Annotated in this window: 14 protein-coding genes, 1 tRNA gene and 2 pseudogenes; 9 read left to right on the top strand and 8 right to left on the bottom strand. The window is 53.8% G+C overall.

Going from position 1 to position 16,183, the window contains the following annotated elements; genetic code table 11:
- The first annotated feature begins 334 nt into the window (after window positions 1–334).
- Window positions 335–1,378, top strand: coding sequence for a putative bifunctional diguanylate cyclase/phosphodiesterase (locus SPI6313_RS10645; RefSeq protein ID WP_175551120.1), 1,044 nt, complete (start codon window positions 335–337; stop codon window positions 1,376–1,378).
- Here SPI6313_RS10645 and biuH read toward each other — a convergent pair.
- From biuH to SPI6313_RS10620, 5 genes are all read right to left on the bottom strand, one after another.
- A complete protein-coding gene (gene biuH, locus SPI6313_RS10640) occupies window positions 1,375–2,070 on the bottom strand; it encodes a biuret amidohydrolase (protein ID WP_072620979.1) in 696 nt (231 codons plus the stop codon). The two genes, SPI6313_RS10645 and biuH, sit on opposite strands and share 4 nt — an antisense overlap.
- Before the next feature lie 138 nt (window positions 2,071–2,208).
- Window positions 2,209–2,487 carry a hypothetical protein gene (locus SPI6313_RS10635; RefSeq protein WP_072620978.1) on the bottom strand — a complete coding sequence of 93 codons (279 nt, stop codon included), beginning with the start codon at window positions 2,485–2,487 and terminating at the stop codon, window positions 2,209–2,211.
- Window positions 2,488–2,741: 254 nt separating this feature from the next.
- Window positions 2,742–3,605: an alpha/beta fold hydrolase gene (locus SPI6313_RS10630; RefSeq protein WP_072620977.1), complete on the bottom strand. Its 864-nt coding sequence runs from the start codon at window positions 3,603–3,605 to the stop codon at window positions 2,742–2,744.
- Window positions 3,602–4,198: a 3-isopropylmalate dehydratase small subunit gene (gene leuD / locus SPI6313_RS10625; protein WP_072620976.1), complete on the bottom strand. Its 597-nt coding sequence runs from the start codon at window positions 4,196–4,198 to the stop codon at window positions 3,602–3,604. The genes SPI6313_RS10630 and leuD overlap by 4 nt, the downstream gene beginning before the upstream one ends.
- Window positions 4,199–4,267: 69 nt before the next feature.
- Window positions 4,268–5,122, bottom strand: coding sequence for a pirin family protein (locus tag SPI6313_RS10620; RefSeq protein ID WP_072620975.1), 855 nt, complete (start codon window positions 5,120–5,122; stop codon window positions 4,268–4,270).
- Window positions 5,123–5,268: 146 nt separating this feature from the next.
- Between SPI6313_RS10620 and SPI6313_RS23530 the strand changes: the two genes are divergently transcribed.
- Window positions 5,269–5,439, top strand: a complete 171-nt coding sequence (locus SPI6313_RS23530) for a hypothetical protein (RefSeq protein ID WP_175551119.1) — start codon at window positions 5,269–5,271, stop codon at window positions 5,437–5,439.
- A gap of 181 nt (window positions 5,440–5,620) precedes the next feature.
- Here the strand turns inward: SPI6313_RS23530 and SPI6313_RS10615 are convergent, their stop codons facing one another.
- Complete coding sequence (locus SPI6313_RS10615; RefSeq protein ID WP_072620974.1) at window positions 5,621–6,121, bottom strand: GNAT family N-acetyltransferase; 501 nt, start codon at window positions 6,119–6,121, stop codon at window positions 5,621–5,623.
- 309 nt (window positions 6,122–6,430) lie between these two features.
- Between SPI6313_RS10615 and SPI6313_RS10610 the strand changes: the two genes are divergently transcribed.
- On the top strand, window positions 6,431–8,338 hold the full coding sequence (locus SPI6313_RS10610; RefSeq protein WP_072620973.1) for a heavy metal translocating P-type ATPase: 1,908 nt from the start codon (window positions 6,431–6,433) through the stop codon (window positions 8,336–8,338).
- A 165-nt stretch (window positions 8,339–8,503) separates the two neighbouring features.
- Complete coding sequence (locus SPI6313_RS10605; RefSeq protein ID WP_072620972.1) at window positions 8,504–9,901, top strand: GTP-binding protein; 1,398 nt, start codon at window positions 8,504–8,506, stop codon at window positions 9,899–9,901.
- Here the strand turns inward: SPI6313_RS10605 and SPI6313_RS10600 are convergent.
- Window positions 9,898–10,560 (bottom strand): Npun_F0813 family protein, encoded by a 663-nt coding sequence (locus tag SPI6313_RS10600; protein ID WP_072620971.1) that lies wholly within the window; start codon window positions 10,558–10,560, stop codon window positions 9,898–9,900. The genes SPI6313_RS10605 and SPI6313_RS10600 overlap by 4 nt on opposite strands.
- Before the next feature lie 196 nt (window positions 10,561–10,756).
- Between SPI6313_RS10600 and SPI6313_RS10595 the strand changes: the two genes are divergently transcribed.
- A tRNA-Arg gene (locus SPI6313_RS10595) sits at window positions 10,757–10,829 on the top strand.
- Here SPI6313_RS10595 and SPI6313_RS10590 read toward each other — a convergent pair.
- Window positions 10,803–12,251, bottom strand: coding sequence for an alanine/glycine:cation symporter family protein (locus SPI6313_RS10590; protein ID WP_072620970.1), 1,449 nt, complete (start codon window positions 12,249–12,251; stop codon window positions 10,803–10,805). The two genes, SPI6313_RS10595 and SPI6313_RS10590, sit on opposite strands and share 27 nt — an antisense overlap.
- 356 nt (window positions 12,252–12,607) lie before the next feature.
- Between SPI6313_RS10590 and SPI6313_RS25375 the strand changes: the two are divergent.
- The 4 genes and pseudogenes from SPI6313_RS25375 to SPI6313_RS10575 form a co-directional block, all read left to right on the top strand.
- A pseudogene (locus SPI6313_RS25375) lies at window positions 12,608–13,363 on the top strand (type IIL restriction-modification enzyme MmeI); the annotation flags it as partial.
- Window positions 13,364–13,507: 144 nt separating this feature from the next.
- Window positions 13,508–15,559 (top strand): annotated as a pseudogene (locus SPI6313_RS10585) (class I SAM-dependent DNA methyltransferase); the annotation flags it as partial.
- Between the two features lie 34 nt (window positions 15,560–15,593).
- Window positions 15,594–15,800, top strand: a complete 207-nt coding sequence (gene vapB / locus SPI6313_RS10580) for a type II toxin-antitoxin system VapB family antitoxin (RefSeq protein ID WP_072620968.1) — start codon at window positions 15,594–15,596, stop codon at window positions 15,798–15,800.
- The gene (locus SPI6313_RS10575) at window positions 15,800–16,123 is read left to right on the top strand and encodes a type II toxin-antitoxin system VapC family toxin (protein ID WP_175551118.1); all 324 of its coding nucleotides are present in this window, start codon (window positions 15,800–15,802) and stop codon (window positions 16,121–16,123) included. The genes vapB and SPI6313_RS10575 overlap by 1 nt, the downstream gene beginning before the upstream one ends.
- Window positions 16,124–16,183 lie beyond the last annotated feature (60 nt).

Below are 16,183 nucleotides of genomic sequence, written 5' to 3'. Positions count from 1 at the left end.
TATTGCCCTAAATTCGGACTGTTTTGCCCAAGCAAACTGAATCTTTAATGAGGCATAGATTCAAGACTAGGGCAAAAGACGAGTAAGGTTGCACAGTCCAAATCTTTAGGTATCTTCCACTGCCTAGTTACGAGCAACGAATGGACGAAATATGCGTTTGGGAAACCGTAGAATCACGGATATCCTTCCCAACTTTTTCACAAGTTGTCCTTAAACTTTATGTATTGAAATAAAAGCTTACATTCTAGTCTACGCTCGTTGCACGGCCGATCTGGTTAGATTTACTGAGGGTATTATGTCGATGGTCACCATGTCACACAAACCTGAACTGGTTATGAATTCTCCTTCTCCTCAACATTTTTATTCTCTTCTCAGTGAGGATCTAAGCCCAGCAACGGCTGAAATTAGTCATGAGCTTAGAACGCCCTTAACCTCGATTCGGGGCGCGTTGGGGTTATTGCTCAGCGGCAAAATTGATCCCCACACGGAACAGGGCCAGCACTTACTCCGGATTGCAGCGAATAACACCGATCGCCTCCTGCGCCTCACGACGACTCTGGAGGATGAACGGCATAATACCCAAGCGTTGCTCTCCAGTGCGGGGTTAGAGCGGCTGCGCTTGGAAAAGGATCTCTTTCAAGCGTGGGATAATCGCCAGTTTGAGGTGTTCTATCAGCCGATTGTGGATGCGCAGGATCGCACGATCCAAGGGTTTGAAGCCTTGTTGCGCTGGCATCACCCCACTCGCGGCGGTGTGTCGCCGGATCTGTTTATTCCGATCGCCGAAGAAACTCAGTTGATCCATGAGTTGGGTCTCTGGGTGTTTGAACAGGCTTGCCAACAGCTTGCCCAATGGCAGAAGGTGTTTCCCCGCAGCAATCCGTTAACGATGAGTGTGAATTTGTCGCCGTTGCAGTTGTTGCAGCGGGATTTTGCCCAGCGGGCGATCGCAATTCTAGAGCGCCATGTGGTGACGGTGGGGAGTTTTCGGGTGGAGGTGACGGAAAGTACGGTGATTGAAAATCCGACGGCGATCGCAACCCTCCAAATCCTTAAGGCATCGGGGATTCAGGTCTATCTGGATGATTTTGGTACAGGCTATTCCTGTTTAGCGCGACTCCATCAACTGTCGGTGGATGTGCTCAAGGTGGATCGCTCCTTTGTGGTGCAGCAACAATGGGAGATGATTCGCGGCATTATCCAACTGGCGAACAGCGTCGGTCTGACGGTGATTACCGAAGGGATTGAAACGGAAGCGGATCTAGAACAAGTGGCAGACCTGGGTTGCCATTCGCTCCAGGGCTATTGGTTCTCGAAGCCGGTGGGGGCAAGTCATGCGCTGCAACTGCTCCACGATGATGCGATCGTGGCGGCTTAGGCGATCGCAGGAGTTTCGAGGGCTGTCAGTAAGGCCGTTGAGTCAGCCACTGCCCCAAACACGCCCCCTTGCATGGTGACCATTTTCAAGGCGGCTTGATGATTACCGAGATCGGTGGCTCCGGTACAGTCGGAGAGGATGAGGCATTCGTAGCCGCGATCGTTGGCTTCCCGCATTGTGGTATGGACACAAACGTCCGTGGTAATCCCCGCCAAAATCAAGTTCTCGATCTGATTTCGTCGCAAGAGCAGATCTAAATCCGTGGCGTAAAATGCGCTTTTGCCGGGTTTGTCAATCACCGCTTCTCCCGGTAATGGCGCGAGTTCCGGAATAATATTCCAGCCCGGTTCGCCCCGTACGAGAATCCGTCCACAGGGTCCCGGATCGCCGATGCCTGCGCCGATTTGTTGACTGCGCCAGCGTTTATTGGCGGGCAGGTCGGTGAGGTCGGGACGATGGCCTTCGCGGGTGTGAAAAATGGTGATGTTTTGCGATCGCAACGCCGCAAATACCCGCTGCAATGGTTCAATCGGGGCGCGTGTTAACGACAGGTCATAGCCCATCCGATCCACATATCCCCCCTCACCACAAAAATCGATCTGCATATCAATCACGATCAGCGCCGTGTTGTCCGGTCGCAAATCGCCGTTGTAGGGGTAGGGGTAAGGTGTGGAGTCAACGTATCGAGCCATGGTAATCAGCGACCAGATCACGAAAAGATGGCTCTATCATTCCGGGGAATGGGGGCGAAAACTGTAGCGAAACACACGAATCGGCACAATATCACAATCCTGCGGTCTGGCTCCGGCGATCGCTTCCCTGAATCCTGATCAAACCGTTAAAAAATCAATCATCGGAATCAAGGGATCGGTGACAATCCCCACCCCTTGAAAACCCCAGCGGCTGAGGAGGTCTTTTAAATTCGCTGTGCTCAACGCTTCGACTTGGAAGCGATCGCGCAATTCTCCCCCATGGGCATTGAGATAACTTCGCGCCTCATAATCCTCTCGAAACAGCAACAAAAACTGCTCCTCCGGTTGGCGGGGTCGCGCCGTCACATACTTACCATCCTGACTGGAGCGAATTAAAGCATAATGATCCGCAAGCATGATTCCCTCTCTCCATCAACCTACTGCTTATACATCACCCAAGTTACGACTCTGAAGGGGGGGTATACGTGAGCCAGAGGCTCACTCTACCTGGAATCCTCTGTGGTGCGAGCGTCTAGCTCGCTGCCCTCACTGAAAGGGGGATTAAACACAGGCGAGGTCAACCTGAGAACGTTGGGTATCAGCAGTAGCTCCATTAACAGACCCGGTGCGATCGCACCGTTGACCCAACCTCCCCCAGGGGCAACCCCCAATTAACTCCCCCCAAGATCCGAAAACTCACGGTTTAAAAAGGGTAACAAAATTTGCCCAATCTCCTGGCCCCAATGTTCTTGGGGATAGTGTTTTGCCTCAGCGATCGCATTCCAGTCCACCATCGGATTTTTTTGCAACTGTTGGCGCACCGGTTCCCCATCCAGCCAGGGATCAGCCATCCCCCAGATAATTTGCGTGGGCTTGCGCCATTGGGCGAGGTCTTGGCTGAGTTGACCCATGGCCTGGCTGAGGTTGAGCTTTTTCGCCGTCATCAGCAACGCCCGGCCCGCTTGGGAGCTTTTTAAAAACGGTTGGCGGTAGAAACTTAACTCATTTTCTTCAATTACCAAGCCGCTACCCCCTTCTAGGGTGCGATCCACCAACAGCGGATCTTGGGTCAACATATCCCCCACAAAGGGAATCGTCCAGCGTTGCATGATCCAAGGCACCGTGGCGCTAGTGGTGAGGGGGGTATTGAGGATGACGAGGCGATCGATCTGTTCGGGATGATTGCAGGCATATTGCACCCCCACCGAGCCAAGATAGCCCTGGGCCACGAGGGTAAACTGTTCAAGCTCCATCGCGTTGATCCAGTCCCCCAAGGCGGCTTCGTAGGCAGCGGGACTGTAGGCAAATTCGCGGGGCTGGGGTTTAGCTGAGCGACCAAACCCCAGCCAATCGGGGGCGATCGCACGATACCCCGCCTCAGCACAGGTTTCCATCACAATTCGCCAGCCGTAGCTATGGCAGAGAATGCCGTGGATAAAGAGGATGGGCGGTTTGCCATTGGGGACATCGGGGGTGATTTCCCGATAAAACCAATCGTGGCCGCCGGCTGCGATCGTCTGTTCAATCAAATTCATGCCACACCCCAAGCGAGGTAGGGCAGTTGGGTGGCGGTGCTGCGCACTTGATCGGCGTTGGCCACCAGTTGGCCGCAACTGTCCCACTTGCCACTCGTCAGCATCGTGCGGGGGCCGTCGGCGAGGGTGACGGGCAGGGTGAGGTCGCCAGCGGTGACGGTGAGGGCGACGAGGTCGAGGCAAACGGGGCGGCTGGGGTCAGCTTCGAGGGCGGTTTGCAGTTGGGTGGCGTGGTCGGGAGTGACGGTGGCGCAGGGAATCCCCAGGGCGACACAGTTGCCGAAGAAGATTTCCGCAAAACTTTCGCCAATCACGGCTTGGATGCCCCATTTTTGCAGGGCTTGGGGGGCATGTTCACGGGAGGAACCGCAGCCAAAGTTACCATTGACCACCAAAATATTCGCCCCTTGGTACTGGGGTTGATCGAAGGGGTGAGTGCCGTTGCTGGCGGCGCGATCGTCGGCGAAGGCATGGGCCCCCAACCCGTCAAAGGTAACGCAGCGCAGGTAACGGGCGGGAATAATGCGATCGGTATCGATGTCGCTGCCGCGCAGGGGGAGACCGCGGCCAGAAACGGTTTTTACTTCACTCATGGGTCTATTTCAACAAGGGTAGGCGTAACTTTTCATGATAGGCGATCGCGCTCCCCCACCCAATCGCCCCTAATCCGCAGGCAAGGGAATAAACTCCGTTTCCCCCGGAACCGGATCAAAGTTGCCCGCCACCCAATCCCGTTTTGCTTGCTCGATGCGATCGCGCCGACTTGACACAAAATTCCACCATTTATGCCGCACCCCCAACGGCTCACCCCCAATCACCAGACAGCGAGCCGGGGCCGTGGCGGTAATCTCCACAGCTTGGCCAGAGTCCAACACCAATAAGTGATGGTGCGCCAAGGGTTGACCATCGACACTTAACCCCGGCGTGACGCTGTAGAGGGCGCGATCGCTGCCTTCGGGCTTCAGGGTGAACCGTCCCCCAGGGGTAAATTGCAAATCGAGATACACCAAGGGTGAAAACACTGGCACAGGGGAAGTCTGACCCCCATAGGTTCCAGCGATCAGCACCGCCGTCACACCGTCCGCTGTCCAAGTGGGGATCGTGGTGGCGGGGTGGTGGGAGAAACTCGGCGGGGCCTCTTCATCGGCATCGGGAAGCGCGATCCAGGTTTGGATGCCGTGGAGTTGGGATTCTAGGGCACGTTCTGAAGCGGGCGATCGCTCCGAATGCACAATCCCCCGCCCCGCCGTCATCCAATTCACCGCCCCCGGCCAAATTTCCTGCACCGTCCCCAGACTATCCCGATGCAAAATCGACCCCGCAAACAAATAGGTCACCGTCGCCAGATTAATGTGGGGATGGGGTCGCACATCAACACCGTGACCGGGGGGAAAGTCCGCTGGCCCGATGTGATCAAAAAAGATAAACGGGCCAATCATGGAGACCGCAGCATTGGGCAGAAGCCGACGCACTGCAAAGCCGCCAAGGTCTTGAATATGGGGTGGAATGATGGTCATTAAAGTCCTCAACCAACGTTTGAACGGGGTGGGAGCAGGATGCTCCCTGTTGGGTCTGCATCCCAAGGGGCAAGATGCCCGCACGACAGAGGCTGGATTTTGATCGAGCCTGTTGGGGTTCGCGATGACTTGACCCAACCGATGTAATGATCAGGACTTCAGCCGAAACCGGATTTTTTGTCCTGTACTCAGCATTGCCAGTCTATCGGGCTGCGATCGCCGTATTTCTGATCGTACCGCCTCCGGATGCACCATTTCCCTTGCTCCCCAGATTGAGTCGGGTGGTGCTGGGGGTGTGCGGTGAGGAGCGATCGTGATTATCGTTATGCGGCTGATTGACTCACACAACATTGCTGATGGGGATGCCCTCGTGATCTGACTCCGTAGACCCCCAGCCTGGGCAACCCAGCCCCGACGGGAACCGATTGGGTCGGGGTGTGGTCTCCAAACCCAGTGTCGTGAGGGAGTCTCCCCAGCCAATTCTGAACAAAAGCGCTATCAGTCCATCAGGGTATGCTGTGGCAGCAGTTTTCGATAGACCAAATCACAGCGAGCCGTTTCAACACCCGTGGCTTTTTGATAGCCATGACGTTCGTATAATTGCACGGCTTCGGCTAAAGATGTGGCCGTTTCAATCCAAATTTCGTGAAATCCCTGCTGTTGAACTGCCGTTTCTAAAGCTGTGAGTAAAAAACGTCCTAACCCTTGACCGCGCACCGTGGGATGGAGATACATTTTACGAATTTCAACAGCATTTTCACCCCGTTCAATCGGATAATATGCCCCCGTACCCACCAGAGTTTCATCCTGTTCAATCACCCAAAATTCACCCCCCTGATCACTGTAATGGGTTTCCACCTCGATCACATCTCGATCGGCTTGTTCCGGTTCCCACGGGAGACCGTATTCTCTTAAAACATCTCGAATCAGGTGGGCGGCGGCGGTGCGATCGCGCTCCTGCCAGTCTCGAATTACAAAAGTTTTATAGGTTTGTAGCATGGCTGAAACGGGAAAGATTGAAGGTCTAGGTTATTCTAGCGTAGGCTATTTTGGGATGGATTAAAATGGAGCGATCGCAAATATTGCACCGTTGCTCACGAATATGATCCTGCTCTTGAATTAAGATCATCAACCATGAAGATGATAATCGTTTTAGTAATGTAATTGAATGAACAGAATCTTGAGCATTGATGATAATGATTCTGATTCTAAAATGGCATTAAAATTTTCTCAAGTGGGGTGATTTTTGACGAGGTGAAACGTTAGGATTAGAAACAAGATTATGGCTTAGAAAAGAGAGTTTGAACCATGACACAACCCGCCCCTGCCTCCTGTTGTCGTTGCTCGACCGCATCCCCACCGGGGTCTACCCATGATCCCGTCACCCCGTCTTACCGAGAATTACAGCAGCTAGGGGCGATCGCGATCGTGGTGGCGGCGGGGGTTTGGATGCAGCAGAGTTTGCCCCAATGGCCGCTCGTGGCGGTGGGGGTGTTGGGCGGCGCGTATCTTTGGAGTGCCTGGCCGGTGCTGATCCAAGCGGGGCGGAATCTGCTGCGGGGACGGATGTTTGATGAGACGTTTTTGATGACGATCGCGACCCTGGGGGCGTTGGTGCTGGGGGAATATCCCGAAGCGGTGGCGGTGATGGTGTTTTATCGGGCGGGGGAATGGGTGCAAGAACAGGCCGTGGGCCAGTCGCGGCGATCGATTGCGGCGGTGTTGGCGGTGCGACCGGATCGGGCGATGGTGTGGCGAGATGAAGCTTGGCAGGTGGTGCATCCGGAACAGGTGCAGGTGGGCGATCGCCTCCAGGTCAATCCTGGCGAAAAAATTCCCCTCGATGGGGTGGTGTTGACGGGAATCTCGGAAATTAACACGGCTGCGTTAACTGGGGAATCCATGCCCCGCCCCGTCGAACCGGGTGATCCGGCCCTCGCGGGAACCCTCAACCAAACCGGCCAACTCACCCTGCGCGTCACGAAGCCGTTTGGAGAATCATCGGTGAGTAAGATCCTCGATCTTGTGGAAAACGCCAGCCGCAGCAAGGCGAAAACCGCGAAATTCATCACCCAATTCGCCCAAATTTACACCCCGATCGTGGTGCTAGGTGCGATCGCCCTCGCCTTGATTCCACCCCTGATTATTCCCGGTGCGACGGTGCAAGCCTGGGGCTATCGGGCGTTAATTTTGCTGGTGGTGTCCTGTCCCTGTGGCTTGGTGATTAGCATTCCCTTGGGCTATTTCGGCGGCATTGGTGGGGCGGCGAAACGGGGCATTTTGATCAAGGGGGCAACGTTCCTCGATACCCTGACTCAGGTGAAAACGGTGATTTTTGACAAGACCGGAACCCTGACCCAAGGGGAGTTTCAAGTTACAGAGATTCACAGCACCAACGGCCGCAGCGATGGGGAATTGCTGGCGATCGCTGCCCACGCCGAAGCCCATTCCAGCCACCCGATCGCGGCCTCGATTCGCGCTGCCTACGGTCAACCGTTAGACCTCGATCGCGTCACGGATTACCGCGAGGAGGCGGGCTATGGGGTGAAAACGCAGGTGCAGGATGCAATGGTGTGGGCGGGGAGCGATCGCCTTTTCCCTGATCTCGCCCTGCCCCCCACCACCGGAACGGTGGTACATCTCAGCGTTGATCACCACTACGCGGGCCACATCACCCTCGCCGATACCCCCAAACCCGACGCGGCCCTCGCACTCCAACGGTTGGCCCAGTTGGGTATCACTCACACGGTAATGCTCACGGGCGACCAACCCAGCACCGCCGCCGCGATCGCCGCTCAATTGGGCGTGAGCGACTATCGCGCGGGCTTACTCCCGGAAGACAAAGTCACAGCCGTAGCAGAAATTCAACGGGAACGACCGGGAGCGATCGCCTTTGTGGGGGATGGGATTAACGACGCGCCCGCCTTGGCCCGTGCTGATGTGGGGTTAGCAATGGGGGCCTTGGGGTCAGATGCGGCGATTGAAACGGCGGATGTGGTGCTGATGCAGGATACGCCGTTACAGGTGGTGGAGGCGATCGCCCTGGCCCATCGCACCCGGCGCATCGTTTGGCAGAATATTGCCCTCGCCCTCGGCATCAAAGGGTTCATGATTCTCCTCAGTGCCTGGGGGGTGGCGACGCTGTGGGAAGCTGTCTTTGCCGATGTGGGGGTGGCTCTGCTTGCGATCGTCAACGCCACCCGGATCGCCCGTTAATGGACGCAAGCGATCGCCGGACTACGGGAGTGGGAGCGTCTCGCTCCCTGCTTCATCTAGGATCTAGGATTCTGCGGGCAAGATGCCCACACTCCCCATCCGGAGCAGCGATCGCACCGCAGAACCCTCTAAAATCGGGAAGAAATACCCCTTGCTCCGGCTGCCATGACCGACGACTTTGAAACGACCCTCCTCGACATTGCCGCTATCCAAGGCGAACTCCACTACAAACAGGCCCAAACCGCCCTCCACAACCTCGTTCAACACCTCGACCTCACCCCCCAAGAAGAAGCCGGACTCCATCACGAACTCGAACACCTCAGTAAAGTGCTCGACAAGCTCGATCATTCCGTCGTGCAGATTGCGGCCTTTGGCATGGTGGGGCGGGGGAAGTCTTCGGTGTTGAATGCGCTGCTGGGGGAGACAGCGTTTGAAGTGGGGCCATTGCATGGGGTGACGCGGACGATTAGTAATGCAGCCTGGACGGTGGAAACCGATGCGCTCCAGGTGCAGCGGGTGGTGATTCCCTCGGTGCGGGATGCCCAGATTCAACTGGTGGATACGCCGGGAATTGATGAGGTGGACGGCCAAACGCGGGAACAGTTAGCGAAACAGGTGGCGAAACAGGCGGATCTGATCCTCTTCATTGTCTCTGGGGATATGACCCAGGTGGAATACAATGCCCTCTCGCAGTTGCGGGAGGTGGGCAAGCCGATGCTCTTGGTGTTTAACAAGATTGACCAATACCCAGAGGCCGATCGCTGCGCCATCTATCACAAACTTTGTGATGAGCGGGTGCGGGAATTGATTTCCCCCGATGAGGTGGTGATGGTGGCAGCCTCGCCCTTGGTGGCGGTGCAGGTGGGCGATCGCGGCCAAACCCGGATCGAACGTCAACGGGGAGCGGCCCAGATCGCGCCGTTAAAGGTGAAAATTCTCGATGTGCTGCACCGGGAAGGAAAATCCCTCCTGGCCTTGAATACGATGCTCTACGCCAGCGAACTGAATGAACAAGTGGTGGCGCGGAAGGTGCAGATCCGGGCCGAGCGGGCAGAGCAATTGACCTGGCGGGCAGTGATGACCAAGGCAGGCGCGATCGCGATCAATCCCGTTACCGTCCTCGACCTCCTCACGGGAGCCGCGATCGATGTGGCGTTGATCCTCTCCCTCTCGAAACTTTACGGCCTGCCCATGACCCACGGCGGCGCGGTGGCCCTGCTGCGTCAGATCGCCCTGGGGATGGGCGGCATTACCCTCAGTGATGTGGTGACAACCTTGGGATTAAGCGGCTTAAAGGGGGTGTTAGGCATCACTGCACCGTTAACGGGGGGCGCGAGTTTAGCCCCCTATCTCTCCGTGGCGATCATGCAGGCCAGTGTGGCGGGGGTGATGACCCATGCGATCGCAACCATCACCCAAACCTACCTCACCAACGGCGCAACCTGGGGCCCCGACGGCCCGAAAACCGTAATCCAAAACATCCTCGCCACCCTCGATGAACAATCCATCCTCTACCGGATCAAAACCGAACTCACCGCCAAACTCCACCCCCCCATCGCTTAACCCTTCCACTGTTTACCGAGGGTGGATTGTTTCAGCCAAGCGAGAAAATCTTGGCGGTCTTGATCGGGCATATCGAGCAAAATATCATCCAGTTCATCGGCAAAATTAGCATTGCCAAAAAACTCTTTGCCAATCCGATAAACCTCTTGTAACACTGCAATTAAATGCTGCTCGGCCCAACTGGGAGCCTTGAAATTGCCGAGGGGATCGACTTTCAGTAATTGATCCACAGCTTTGCCAGAATCCACCTGGGGAATTTGGCGACTTTGGAGGGCCGTGGTCATTTCTTGGTGAAAGAGTTTGGCTTGACGGCCGCCGAGGAGTTCTTCGACATCAAAATACACCGCTTGCAAAATCAGCAAAGCGGCTTGAACCGAGGAAACGGGGCTGGATTCATCGTTGCTATCGCCGATTAATTGTTCAAGCTTGACACGCCCCCAAACACTGTGGCGGTTTTCTTCCTGGAGCAAGACACAAAACTTTCCCTGATTGTCGGTCAGATCTTTCCAAAACGTTTTCGCTTCTTCTGCTTTGGCGACATCGAAGACGCTAATCAGGCGAAACGTTTGGTCTTGATACTTCAAGATCGGAATTTGTTGTTCTCGTTTGGGGTGCTGAACGCTGGAGATCTCAACATCCTGCCGTTGGAGAATAAACATAATGGGGTCGATGACTCCTGCGGAGGGTCAGGGCAACAGGGTAGCAAGTCAGTCTCCTGATTATTGCTATATTAGTTTACCTTGAGAAATTCCTCTGCATCGCTGTGGAATTGGATTGGTGGGGAAATTGCGCGATCGCAAACCCAACCGCTACAATAGCTATGCCTAATTTTCCCGTGGGCGATCGATCAATCTAGCTCTGGTAGCTCAATGGATAGAGCAAACGCCTTCTAAGCGTTCGGTTACAGGTTCGAGTCCTGTCCAGAGCGTACCATGGCGGCCTCTTGGCGACGGGCAGCGGCGGCAAAATCCGGTGAAAATGTGCCAGGGCTGAAGTGAAGCACAAGATCGTCGCGCACTTCGCGGCTAAGGGAATACAAACCGAGCAGATTGGGAACCGTCATCAAGAGCAGGGAAATATCGCTCACTTGCACCACCAATTCCGGGCGGAGCAGGGTTCCGGCAATGATTAAGCTGAGTTGAATGCCTTGATAAAGGGGGCGACGCTTGGAGCCAAACAAATACACCCAGGCCGCTTCGCCGTAATAGCCCCAGGAAATAATCGTCGAAAAGGCAAAGAAAAAGGTCGCGGCCGCCAGGAGCCATGGAAACCAAGCGATCGCACTGCCAAAGGCCGCACTGGTTAATTCTGCCCCGGCAAAGTCCGCATATTGCGGGTCTTGGTAGGTTCCGGTGACGATAATCACCAAGGCCGTCAGGTTACAGATTAAGACCGTATCGATCACGGGTTCGAGGGAGGCGATCAAGCCTTCTTGAATGGGGGTTGTGCCTTCCGTGGCGGCGTGGGCGATCGAAGCCGTGCCGATATTGCCTTCGTTGGAAAATGCCGCCCGCCGAAAGCCCAAGGCCATCAGCCCCACCACGCCACCGAGACCGGCACGGGGATGCCAGGCTTCATGCCAAATCGTTTGTAGCGCAGCGGGGATTGCCTGCCAATGGAGGCCGAGGATATAAACCGCCGTGATCACGTAGAGAGCGCACATGATCGGCACGAGCCAACTGGTGACTTGACCGACGCGATGGAGGCCGCCCACCGTGACGAGGGCAACGGCGATCGCCAGCCCCACGCCATAGCCCCACGCCGACAGATCCGGCATCACATGGACGAGGGTGCGGTAGGACTGGCCCGACTGAAACATCCCGCTTGACCCCAACGCCCCCAACACACAACAGAGGGCAAAAATCGCCGCGAGGATTTTCCCCCAGCGGGCTTTGCCTTGGGCGGCGAGGCCGTGGGTGAGGTAGTACATCGGGCCACCGGAGACGCTGCCGTCGGGGTTGGTTTGGCGATATTTACGGCCCAGGGTGGATTCAATCAGACGGGTGTTCATCGTGAAAATGCCCGCGATCGTCATCCAAAAACAGGCCCCAGGGCCGCCCACACTAATCGCGATCGCAACTCCGGCAATATTCCCCAAGCCAATGGTTGACGACAGGGCTGTGGTGAAGGCTTGGAACGAACTCACCCCGCTGGGCGTGGCGTTATGGGTGCGCAGGAGTGCGATCGCTTCTCCTAAGCCCCGCAATCCCAAAAACCGCATCCGCAGCGTCAACACCACCGTCCCCACAATCGACCATAAAACAATCAGCGGCACTCCTCCCACCGGGAAAAAGAGCACCGCCTCTAAGGCTGCAATCAGTCCACTCAAGCCCGTCTCGATCCCGTCCAACAGTTGAAAAATGAGCGTTTCCTCAATCGTTTATCGCCAACATCATGGGCGCTTTTGCTGCTTGGCCCACGTTTTCCCCGTTATAACATACGCCGTTTTTCGCTGTGGGGCGGGGTTTTCGATCCCCGGCTCCGCCAAGAACTGAAGTTCTTGGCTCATAGCGAAAGTGGGCTATCGCCCACTCCGGAACCCGTGTGAACGGGTTTTCGCTGTGAGGCGGGGATTTCAATCCCCGGCTCCGCTCCGGAACCCGTGTGAACGGGTTTTCGCTGTGAGGCGGGGATTTCAATGCCTGACGGGGGGAACGATCGCACCTTCACTCGCTAAGATCAACAGTGAAATTCTCTCCATTGCCCATGAACGCTGTTGAAATTGAAGAGGCTATCTCCCAACTGGCTGCTGCGCCGTTTGACGCGGACGAGTTCCCGTTTGCGTTTCTGATGGCGTTTGGCAACAAGGCCACGACGATCAAGCGGCTCAAGAGTCAAAAAAGCAGTTCTAACCAATCGGATCAGGGTGGCGTGTTGCAGCGCAACAATATCCACATCAAGGTTTGCGCAGTGGGGGAGGTGGTGGCGACGCTGACGGCGTTGCGGGAGAGTGCCGCGACGCACAAATACAAGGCGACGTTTATCCTGGCGACGGATGGCGAGACTCTGGAGGCGGAAAACCTGAGCGATGGGGATGCGATCGCTTGCAACTACCCCGACTTGCATCATCATTTTGGGTTTTTTCTCCCGTTGGCGGGGATCACCACCGTCAAGCAAATCCGCGAAAATGCTTTTGATATCAAAGCGACGGCGCGGCTAAATCGGCTCTATGTGGAGTTGCTGAAGGATAACCCGGAGTGGGGGCAGCGTCAGGATGAATTTAACCATTTCATGGCGCGGTTGATTTTCTGTTTTTTTGCGGAGGATACGGGTATTTTTCTGGGGGATGGTTTGTTTACGCAGACTGTAGCCCAGATGAGTGACGGGACGAATACCCATGAGGTGATCGGCGAGTTATTTCGGGCGATGGCGACACCGTTAAATGAGCGGGAGGCGGCGGGGATTAAAAATTGGGCGAATGGGTTTCCCTATGTGAATGGGGGGCTGTTTGGTTCTCATTCCCTAGCCTCTTCTCCCAAGGGGGGACAAGAATCTCTGTCTGCGCTTCAGGGTATAGATCCCCCTCAATCCCCCTTAAAAAGGGGGAAGAAGAAAATTCTCCCCCCGTTTCAAGGGGAGCTGGGGGGGATCATAAGTAATTCGCTAGGTGAGGGCATTCCTCGTTTTAGCAAGATGGCGCGATCGCACCTCATCCATGTGGGCGGTCTGGATTGGACGAAGATTAACCCGGATATTTTCGGCTCGATGATTCAGGCGATCGCGGACGAGGAGGAGCGGGGTGCGTTGGGGATGCACTACACGAGTGTGCCGAATATCCTCAAGGTCTTAAATCCATTATTTTTGGATGATCTTCGCGCTCAATTGGCGGCGGCGGGGGACAATGCCCGCAAGTTGTTAAATCTGCGGAAGCGGTTATCGAAGATTCGGGTGTTTGATCCGGCGTGTGGTTCGGGGAATTTTTTGGTGATTGCCTATAAGGAGATGCGGGCGATCGAGGCGGAAATTAATCTGCGGCGGGGGGAGGCGGTTCGCGCTTCTGAGATTCCTCTAACGAATTTTCGGGGAATTGAGATTCGGCATTTTTCCTGTGAGATTGCGCGGTTGGCGTTGATTATTGCGGAGTATCAATGCAATGTGTTGTATCGGGGTGCTTATTTGGCGTTGTTAGAGTTTTTGCCGTTAAAGAGTGAGAATTGGGTGACTTGTGGGAATGCGTTGCGGTTGAATTGGTTGGAGTTATGTCCGCCAACGGGGACGGGGGTGAGGGTTCTTTATGAGGGTTTGGATCTGTGGGGGGAAACCTACGATCAAACAGAAATGGATTTTGAGAATATGGGGGGGGAAACCTACATTTGTGGCAATCCACCCTATTTAGGTTCGACGTGGCAATCCAAGGAGCAAAAGTCAGATTTAAAAGCCATTTTTGAGGGGCGAACTAAAAAATGGAAGTCGCTTGATTATGTATCGGGTTGGTTTATGAAGGCGGCGGATTATGGCACGCAAACCCAAGCAGCAGCGGCGTTTGTGTCTACAAATTCGATTTGTCAGGGTCAACAAGTCCCGATTTTGTGGCCGTTAATTTTTGAAACAAAACACGAAATTAATTTCGCGCATACATCATTCAAGTGGGCAAATTTAGCGAGTCATAACGCAGGCGTAACAGTTGTAATTGTGGGGATTTCTAGAAACGCCAACAAGGTTCGTTATCTATTTTCAGTGAATGACAAAAATCAAACAATTGCAAAAGAAACTGAAAACATAAATGCTTATTTAGTTTCAGGTGCTAACATCATTATCAATAAAAATTCGTACTCATTGAGTAAATTGGCATCCATGGATTATGGGAATAAGCCCACAGATTCTGGTGGATTAATATTATCTACTGAAGAGTACAAAGAAGTCTCTCATGAAAGCAATATCAAAAAATCTTTTATACGTCGCTTTGTCGGATCGAATGATGCAATAGATGGATCTTTAAGATATTGTTTATGGATTAAAGATGAAGAACTCGAAGAAGCTGCTAATATTTTTCCTATTTTTAGACGTATAGAAAAAGTCAAAAGTTTTCGAGAAAAAAGCTCCAAGTTAGCAACTAAATCGGCGGCAAAATGGTCACATCGTTTTCAAGAAGTTCGTCAAAAAGGAATCGAATCTCCTGTCGTGATACCAAGACATAGTTCAGAAAATCGTGAATTTTTACCATTTACACTGTGTGAAGTTGGCACGATAGTAGCAGATAGTGCATTCGCGCTTTACGATGCGCCGTTGTGGAACATGGCGTTAATTGCGTCGCGGTTGCATTTGGTTTGGATTGCGACCGTTTGCGGCAAACTTGAAACCCGTTATCGTTACTCCAATACCCTCGGCTGGAATACCTTTCCTGTTCCCACCCTCACCACCCAAAACAAAAAAGACCTCACCCGCGCCGCCGAAAACATCCTCCTCGCCCGTGAACATTACTTCCCCGCCACCATCGCCGAAATGTACGACCCCAAACGCATGGACAAAGACTATCCCGAAATTCGCCGCACCCACGACCAAAACGACGAAATCATCGAACGCATCTACATCGGTCGTCGCTTCAAAAACGACACCGAACGCCTCGAAAAACTCTTCGAGATGTACACCCAAATGACCAGTAAACAACCATCCACCCAAAAATCCACCCAACGCAAAACCACAAAGCGATCGGGTTAGAATAAGTATGGTGCTTTCAGCAAGAGGTAGCCCTATGGAACAGATTATTCTCCAACGACTTCAGCAATTACCAGAATCAGCACAGCAAGAAGCCTTACAATTCATCGATCAACTCCTCGCTAAATATCAACAACCCAAGCAAATCATGCGTCGCACAGAAGCCCTCGGTATTTGGCAAGGTAAACTCTGGATGGCAGATGACTTTGATGCACCATTAGAAGAATTAGCGGAGTATATGTAGTGCCAGACTTTTTAATTGATACCCATACGCTTCTCTGGTTTATTGAAGACGATTCAAGATTGAGCGATCGGGTAAAAAGTATACTGACGGACGATAGCATTAACCTTTCTGTAAGTGTTGTTAGTTTGTGGGAAATTGTCATTAAAATCAATATCGGAAAATTAAAAATTGGCTACACAATCAAAGAGATTTATCAATTACTAACCCAACTTAATGTAGAAGTTTTATCAATTGAACAGTGTGATTTAGATTACTATTTAACGCTACCCCTCCATCATCGCGATCCTTTTGATCGATCGAGGTTTAGTCATCCTCAGTGCTGACAATGTGTTTAGCTCCTATGAAATAGATCAATTTTGGTAAATCCTCTCCCTATCAAAGCG

The sequence above is a fragment of the Spirulina major PCC 6313 genome (assembly GCF_001890765.1).
Taxonomy (GTDB): Bacteria; Cyanobacteriota; Cyanobacteriia; order Cyanobacteriales; family Spirulinaceae; genus Spirulina; species Spirulina major.
The sequence above is the reverse complement of the archived record's forward strand: the minus strand, read 5'-3'. Positions and strand labels throughout refer to the sequence as shown.

Coding starts and splice junctions, on each gene's coding strand:
- biuH (WP_072620979.1), bottom strand. CDS start 2,070: ATGGCTCGATACGTTGACTCCACACCTTACCCCTACCCCTACAACGGC.
- SPI6313_RS10635 (WP_072620978.1), bottom strand. CDS start 2,487: ATGCTTGCGGATCATTATGCTTTAATTCGCTCCAGTCAGGATGGTAAG.
- SPI6313_RS10630 (WP_072620977.1), bottom strand. CDS start 3,605: ATGAATTTGATTGAACAGACGATCGCAGCCGGCGGCCACGATTGGTTT.
- SPI6313_RS10645 (WP_175551120.1), top strand. CDS start 335: ATGAATTCTCCTTCTCCTCAACATTTTTATTCTCTTCTCAGTGAGGAT.
- vapB (WP_072620968.1), top strand. CDS start 15,594: ATGGAACAGATTATTCTCCAACGACTTCAGCAATTACCAGAATCAGCA.
- SPI6313_RS10605 (WP_072620972.1), top strand. CDS start 8,504: ATGACCGACGACTTTGAAACGACCCTCCTCGACATTGCCGCTATCCAA.
- SPI6313_RS23530 (WP_175551119.1), top strand. CDS start 5,269: ATGATCAGGACTTCAGCCGAAACCGGATTTTTTGTCCTGTACTCAGCA.
- leuD (WP_072620976.1), bottom strand. CDS start 4,198: ATGAGTGAAGTAAAAACCGTTTCTGGCCGCGGTCTCCCCCTGCGCGGC.
- SPI6313_RS10620 (WP_072620975.1), bottom strand. CDS start 5,122: ATGACCATCATTCCACCCCATATTCAAGACCTTGGCGGCTTTGCAGTG.
- SPI6313_RS10600 (WP_072620971.1), bottom strand. CDS start 10,560: ATGTTTATTCTCCAACGGCAGGATGTTGAGATCTCCAGCGTTCAGCAC.
- SPI6313_RS10615 (WP_072620974.1), bottom strand. CDS start 6,121: ATGCTACAAACCTATAAAACTTTTGTAATTCGAGACTGGCAGGAGCGC.
- SPI6313_RS10610 (WP_072620973.1), top strand. CDS start 6,431: ATGACACAACCCGCCCCTGCCTCCTGTTGTCGTTGCTCGACCGCATCC.